At 49.8% G+C, this 406-nt stretch carries 1 protein-coding gene; it reads left to right on the top strand.

Translation table 11 applies throughout. The annotated features are described in order from the left end of the window. On the top strand, positions 1 to 406 hold a 406-nt coding region (locus H3S94_RS11770), incomplete at both ends, for a hypothetical protein (RefSeq protein ID WP_198241182.1).

Here is a 406-nt window from a genome sequence, read left to right as displayed (position 1 = left end):
GCTTATTCGGAAGGTCGTGCAGCAAGCCTCGGCTTTGTTTCGCAAGGCTCCGATGTTATTGCCAACAGCATGGGCACAATTAGCAGTATGGCAACAAGAGCGGATAACCGCATCAATCATCCGCTCTATGTTCCCTTTATCATAACCGGTGGCTCTTCCTCCCGTTATCAGACAGGAAGCCATGTCGAGATTGACGGTTTCAACATGATTGCCGGTCTTGCTTTCGGCTTTAACCTTGAAGCCGGTCATAAAGTCACAACCGGCGCATTCTTTGAATATGGCCGCGGTACTTATGACACCTATAACAGTTTCGACCGTTTCGCTTCTGTCAAAGGTGACGGTGACAGCGATTATAAAGGCGGTGGCATTTTCGCCCGTCTTGAATTTGCCGGAACCGGTCTCGGAT

Source organism: Bartonella sp. B10834G3 (assembly GCF_016102505.1).
Taxonomy (GTDB): domain Bacteria; phylum Pseudomonadota; class Alphaproteobacteria; order Rhizobiales; family Rhizobiaceae; genus Bartonella; species Bartonella choladocola.
Note: the sequence above shows the minus strand (reverse complement) of the source record. Positions and strands in the feature narration are given on the sequence as shown.